At 67.4% G+C, this 6391-nt stretch carries 5 protein-coding genes; 4 read left to right on the plus strand and 1 reads right to left on the minus strand.

All coding sequences use genetic code 11. The annotated features are described in order from the left end of the window. From ACTHNC_RS08305 to ACTHNC_RS08320, 4 genes are all read left to right on the plus strand, one after another. Positions 1 to 1911, plus strand: a 1911-nt coding sequence (locus tag ACTHNC_RS08305) for a right-handed parallel beta-helix repeat-containing protein (protein WP_440294129.1), incomplete at its 5' end; no start/stop codon positions are given. Further along, the gene (locus ACTHNC_RS08310) at positions 1908 to 2750 is read left to right on the plus strand and encodes an amidohydrolase family protein (RefSeq protein WP_440294130.1); all 843 of its coding nucleotides are present in this window, start codon (positions 1908 to 1910) and stop codon (positions 2748 to 2750) included. The genes ACTHNC_RS08305 and ACTHNC_RS08310, both read left to right, overlap by 4 nt. Then, on the plus strand, positions 2747 to 3757 hold the full coding sequence (locus ACTHNC_RS08315; protein ID WP_440294131.1) for an acetylxylan esterase: 1011 nt from the start codon (positions 2747 to 2749) through the stop codon (positions 3755 to 3757). The genes ACTHNC_RS08310 and ACTHNC_RS08315 overlap by 4 nt, the downstream gene beginning before the upstream one ends. Continuing rightward, on the plus strand, positions 3750 to 6041 hold the full coding sequence (locus ACTHNC_RS08320; RefSeq protein WP_440294132.1) for an FAD-dependent oxidoreductase: 2292 nt from the start codon (positions 3750 to 3752) through the stop codon (positions 6039 to 6041). The genes ACTHNC_RS08315 and ACTHNC_RS08320 overlap by 8 nt, the downstream gene beginning before the upstream one ends. 22 nt (positions 6042 to 6063) lie before the next feature. Here the strand turns inward: ACTHNC_RS08320 and ACTHNC_RS08325 are convergent, their stop codons facing one another. Beyond that, on the minus strand, positions 6064 to 6306 hold the full coding sequence (locus tag ACTHNC_RS08325) for an ArsR/SmtB family transcription factor (protein ID WP_440294133.1): 243 nt from the start codon (positions 6304 to 6306) through the stop codon (positions 6064 to 6066). Positions 6307 to 6391 lie beyond the last annotated feature (85 nt).

Below are 6391 nucleotides of genomic sequence, written 5' to 3' on the forward strand. Positions count from 1 at the left end.
TCCGCAGCCGCGGCACCGGCCCGAGGAACGACGTACTTCGTCTCCACTCACGGCGATGATCATGCGAACGGTCGCTCGCCGGATGCGGCTTTCGCGACCATTCAGCGCTGCGCAGACGTCATGGTCGCCGGCGACACGTGCGTGATCGGAGGCGGCACCTATCACGAGACGGTCACGCCCAAGGTATCGGGAACGGCGGATGCGCCCATCACGTATGAAGCCGCGCGCGGCGCGACGGTCACGGTTTCTGGCGCAGACGCCGTGCACGGATGGCACAAGGTACGTGCCCGCGATGTCGCCACGCTTGCTCAGTCAGACCCGTTCGTCGTGGGATCCGCGTTCAGCCAGGCGGTCGATGCGGGCGACGTTTACAGCGTTCCCATCGATCTCGGTGACGACGTGAGTCCGGTCCAGGTATTCACGGATGGGCAGATGGACGTCGAGGCGCAGTGGCCGTACCCCGGCTCGGATCCCATCCATCCGCTGACGATCGAGCGGGCGGCGACCGGGAGCACGGGGGCCACGCTGGTCGACCCGGCGCTGACGCAACCGGCGGGGTACTGGACAGGGGCTCGGGTACTGACGAGCTATTGGTACGCGACCGAGACCGGAACCGTCGTCGACTCGGCCCCTGGCACACTGACACTGAATGCTGCGCCGCCCTGCGTCCACACCATCAAGCCGGCTCAGACGCGGTACACGCTTGCCGGCCAGATCGCCGAGCTCTCGCACGACGGGGAGTGGTACTACGACGCATCCGCCAAGCAGCTGTACCTGGTCAGCCAAGACGTCCCCGACCGTCACCGGGTCGAGACGAAGCAGCGTCAGCTCGGCTTCGACCTCACGCAGGTGAGCCACACGACCGTCAACGGCATCCACCTCTTCGGCACGTCGATCGCGACCGGCGACGACAGCACGGGAATCCTGCTCGACGGCATCGTGGGAACCTATCTGTCCCAGTTCACCGACATCACCCAGGGTGCGACCAACTGTGGCACCACGGTGAACCGCGGGATCACCGACAGCGGCATCGTCATCAAGGGCACGGGGAACACGGTTCGGAACAGCACACTCTCGCTCAGTGCGGGTAACGGCATCGCACTGCTCGGCAGCGGCAACACTGCGACCGGGAACGTGATCACCGACGTCGACTATGCGGGAACCTACGCCGCCGGCATCGCCGTGCAGGGCAACGGGCAGACGGTGATGCACAACACGATCTCGCGGGTGGGTCGCAGCGGAATCAATCTGCAGTGGACGCTCCCCGGCGGCACGCCCGGCGCGCCGGATCACATCGCCTACAACGACATCTCGCAGTACGGCAACCTCAACCTCGACACCGCAGCGATCTACGCCTGCTGCGGCTCGTCGATGGCAGGCACGTCGATCGATCACAACCTGTTGCACGACGCGACACCCGCCATCGGCACCACCGAGAAGTTCGCCATGGCCGGCGTTTACGCCGACAACGGGCAGAGCGATCTCGTGATCGCGAACAACGTGGGATGGAACAACCCGACGCAGACGGTCATGCTCAACGGCCTCGGAACGGGCACTCACAACGTGGGGGTCTACAACAACACGGGTGGCGTCTACATGATGTACGTGAAGGGCCCGGGCGAGTCGACCGGAACCGTGGTCGAGAACAACATCGGACCGATGGTCGGCACGACCGATGCGACGAACGGTGGAATGGTGCTCACGAACAACATGGGCTCGGACATCGATCCGCTGTTCACCGATCCGGCGCACAACGACTACACGCTGCAGGCCGACTCGCCAGCCCGCAACGCGGCCATTCCGCTGCCGGGTATCAACGACGGCTCGACCGATCCGATCCCCAGCCTCGGCGCGTACCAATACGGTGCTCCTCGCTGGACGGCGGGTGCTGAACGCGACCCCTCGCGATGAGGATCGACGCGCACGTCCACGTGTGGACAGGGGAGCCGACGCGTGACGTGCGCGCAGGAGCGGGGGCGCTCGACCGTCAGGACACGGTCGAGCGCCTCCGGCCGCTTGCCGCGCAGACCGACGTTCAGGCCGTGATCGCCGTGCAGACGGTGGGAAGCGAAGCGGAGACCCGGCGGTTGCTCGCGATCGCCGACGTCGATCCGCTGGTCGCAGGCGTGGTCGGCTGGGTCGATCTCGCCGCCACGGATGTCGGAGCTCGGCTCGACCGCCTGCATGCGGGAGCGGGCGGCGGACGGATAACGGGCATCCGCACGATGCTTCCGGCCGATGAAGAGGCTGCGTCTCGCCCGGACCTTCTGCGAGGGATGCGCGCATTGATCGACCGCGGCCTCGCACTCGACCTGCTGATCCGCCCGGCAGGTCTCTCGGCCGCCCTCTCCGTCGCCGACGCGATGCCGCAGCTCCGCATCGTGGTGGACCACCTCGCCAAGCCATCGCTCGAGCCGAGCGAACTGCACCACTGGACTCGCTGGATGCGCGCGCTGGCGGAGCGCAGGAACGTCGCCGTGAAGCTCTCCGGGCTCCTGACACAGCTGGACCCGCGCCAGGGAACCGACGCGCTGCTGCCTCACGTCAGCCTCGCGCTGCATGCGTTTGGTGCGCAGCGGACGATGATCGGTTCGGATTGGCCGCTCTGCGAGTCCGCCGGAGGGTACCAAAGGGCGATTCGCTCGATGGAACGCCTTGTCGCCGAGTGCGGTGTCGATGGCGACCTGGTGAGCGGCGGAACGGCCGAAGCGTGGTACCGGCTCGCGCTTCGAACGGGGAACGAGGCATGAGACCGGAGAAGAGACGCACCGGTGCGATCGCCGCGCCGCCGATGCGTGAACAGTACGGCTTCGATCCGACTCACGGAATGGATCTGGAGTCGTTGCTGGCCGTACACCCTCCCGAGTACGAGCCACCCGATCTCGACTCCTTCTGGGCGCGGGTCGCCAACGAGGCATCAGAACTCGATTCCGAGTTCGAGGTAGGCGAGTGGGTTTCCCTCGAGGGCGAGCCGGGTGTTCAGGTGGCCGACGTGAGCTACTCCAGCCTGGACGGCATCCGGATCGGAGGATGGCTGACACGACCGGTCGGCGGCGTCACCCGCGGCCTCATCGTCGGGCACGGGTACGGCGGCCGCGACGCTCCTGACCTGACCGGCATTCCGAGCGACGCGGTCGCCCTGTTCCCCGTGGTGCGAGGGCTTCCGGCCAGAAGTGAGGTGGACGGCGTCGGCGGCGAGACGGGCATGCATCACGTGCTCTGGGGCATCCGGTCGCCGCGCGGCTACAGTCACGTGGGATCCGTCGTCGACACGTGGCTCGCCTCGCGAGTCTTGCGCGAGCTGTTCCCGCGGCTGCGCCGCGTGGACTACCTCGGGTCGAGCTTCGGCGGCGGAATCGGCGCGCTGGCCATCGGGTTCGGGGACTGCTTCGACGCGGGCGTGCTCGAGGTGCCGAGCTTCGGCCATCACGCCTGGCGCATCTCGGTGCCGAGCACCGGATCCGCCCGCATCGTCGCGGAGCACGTGTTCGACCACCCCGAGGCGATGGACACGTTGAGCTACGTCGACGCCGCCTGCGCCGCACGCCGCGTGCGCGTGCCCATGCTCGTGCTGCCTGCGCTCGCAGACCCCTCGGTTCCCACTCCGGGCCAGTTCGCGATCGCGAACGCACTCGACGGACCGACGTGGACGCACGTGCTCGCACACGGCCACTGCACGGGTGGCGACGGATGCGACGACGGGCGCCGCGACGACACGATCGCCGAGTTTCTGGAGGGCCTTCCCAAGGATGCGTGAACAAACGCTGGAGACGGATCTCACCGTGGTCGGCGGCGGCCTCGCCGGAGTGTGTGCTGCCATCGCGGCGGCCCGTCTCGGAAAGCGAGTCGCCCTCGTGACGAACCGCCCGGTGCTCGGGGGCAACTCCTCGAGCGAGATCCGGGTGTGGGTGTGCGGTGCGACGGCCCATGGCATGCAGCGCTTCGCACGCGAGACCGGCATCATGGGCGAGCTGTACGTGGAGAACCAGTACCGCAACCCAGAGGGAAACCCGGTGCACTGGGACGAGGTCGTGCTCGACGCGGTACGTGCCGAGCCGAACATCCTGCTGTTCCTGAACACCGACGTGCACGTCGTGCACGCGAACGGGCCGGACGCCGAGCGATCGATCGACCACGTTCGCGGCTGGACGATGGGCTCTGAGTTGTGGACCACGTTCCGGAGCGCGTTCTACGTCGACGCGACCGGCGACGGTCTCATCGGTGCTCTCGCCGGCGCCCGCTTCCGTATGGGGCGTGAGGCGAGAGAGGAGTTCGGCGAGAGCTGGGCCCCGCCCATCGCGGACAGGCAGTTCCTGGGGTCGACCATCCTCTTCTATACGAAGGATGCCGGTCACCCCGTCGACTTCGTGGCTCCCGCATCCGCCAAGGACATCGCCACCACACCCATCCCCAGAACGCGGATCATCCGTAGCGGGGACCGCGGCGCTCACTACTGGTGGATCGAATGGGGCGGCGAGCTCGACATCGTCGCCGACAACGAACGCATCCGCGACGAACTCCGCTCGGTCATCTTCGGCATCTGGGATCACATCAAGAACTCCGGCGAGTTCGATGCGGCGAACCTGGATCTGGAGTGGGTGGGAACGCTGCCGGGCAAACGGGAGTACCGCCGGTTCGTCGGTGATCACACGCTCACGCAGAACGACATCCTCGGCCAAACGGAGTTCGCAGACGCCGTCGCCTTCGGTGGATGGTCGATCGACCTCCACCCCGTGGAAGGGATGTACGCCAGCACGGCGGGTGCGCACCAACGGTTTCCCCGCGGTGTGTACGGCATCCCGCTGCGCAGCTACTACTCCGCGAATGTGCGCAACCTCTTCATGGCCGGGCGAGACATCTCGGCCACTCACATCGCGTTCGGGTCGTCGCGCGTGATGGCGACGTGCGCGGTGGGCGGGGAGGCGGTCGGCACTGCCGCTTCGCTCGCCATCGATCTGGGTGTCTCTCCGCGCGAGCTCGCGACCGAGAACGCAGAGCGACTGCGCCAACTGCTGCTGGCTCAGGATGCCTCGGTGATCGGAGTGCGCAACGACGACCCGCTCGACCTGGCCCGCTCCGCCCGCGTGAACGCATCCAGTGAGCTCCGATCGCTGGATGCTGCTGACCCGTGTTCAGACCGCGGTGGTTCGGGCGGCATCGAGGGGACGGGCGGCGGCGAACTGTTCCCTCTCGAACACGATCTCGGCATCCTCGTTCCCGTCGATCCGGAATTGAGGCGGGTGCGAGTGCTCGTGGTGGCCGATCGGAACACGACACTTCAGGCCTCGCTGTACAGCACCGGCGGGCGGCAGAACGCGGTCCCGGTGGATCGCATGGATGCAGCGTCCGTGCGTGTGGAGGCTTCAACGTGCGCCCGGTGGGTCGACCTGCCCCTCGAGTGGACGCCCCGGGTGGCCGAGAACGCTGTCATCGTGCTGCATCGGAACCCCGGCGTGCACGTGCTGCTCACCGATCGCCCGGCTCCCGGTGTGCTGCTCCTCTCGCATCGTCCCGAGAACGACGGTGACGTCAACGTCTCCTTCGACGAGGCGGACCTGCTCGTTCAGTGGCCGGCCCACATCCTCCGTGGTCGCGGACCGCGGCTCCAGGTGCACCCGCCGACCGAAGCATTCTCGGCGAGCAAGGCCGTGGGTGGCTACCACCGACCATACGGTGGTCCGCAGCTGTGGGTCTCTGAGCCACTACGCGTCGGTCGGCCGGAGTGGCTCGACGTGCGGTTCGACGAGCCGACTCCGGTGCGCGAGGTGCGGTTGGTGTTCGACGACGACGTGGATGTCGAGCTCAACACCCTGCACCATCACCGCACGCCGCATCGTGTCTTCCCCACGCTCGTGCGCGACTACCGGCTCGAGCTCCTCGTCGCCGATGAATGGCGGTTGGTGGAGGAGGTCACCGCCAATCGTCGACGGCACCGCGTTCACACGCTCTCGTCGCACCCCGAGGCGGAGGCGCTGCGCGTGGTGGTGACCGCCACGAACGGTGACCCGTCCGCACGGATCGTCGGCCTGCGCGTCTACTGACTTCGGCCCTCGGAGGAGCGGCTCAGTCGCTCAGCACAGACTCGATGAGTCCGGGGAACCGCTCGTCGAGCTCGGCCCTGCGCAACAGGATGTCGTGCTGCCGCCCGTTCACGATCGTGCGCGTGAGCCCCGCCTCTCGCAGCGTCTTGAAGTGGTGCGACAGTGTGGACTTCTGCACATCGAAGTCCCAGAGCTGCACGGTCTTCGGGCGCGGGGCGCCCTCCGCGAGCCCCCCCACGAACACCACGCCGAACGGAACGGCCACCGGACCAAACAACTAGCACATCACCACCTCCGCCAGATAGGGGACGGGGTAGGCGAACGGATATGACGGAAAGGCTGAGCCGACC

Origin of the sequence: Humibacter sp. (assembly GCF_051954055.1) — a bacterium.
Lineage (GTDB): Bacteria > Actinomycetota > Actinomycetes > Actinomycetales > Microbacteriaceae > Humibacter.

What these genes read in the sequence shown, in the direction of transcription:
- ACTHNC_RS08310 (WP_440294130.1), top strand. Translation starts at nt 1,908, where the DNA reads ATGAGGATCGACGCGCACGTCCACGTGTGGACAGGGGAGCCGACGCGT.
- ACTHNC_RS08315 (WP_440294131.1), top strand. Translation starts at nt 2,747, where the DNA reads ATGAGACCGGAGAAGAGACGCACCGGTGCGATCGCCGCGCCGCCGATG.
- ACTHNC_RS08320 (WP_440294132.1), top strand. Translation starts at nt 3,750, where the DNA reads ATGCGTGAACAAACGCTGGAGACGGATCTCACCGTGGTCGGCGGCGGC.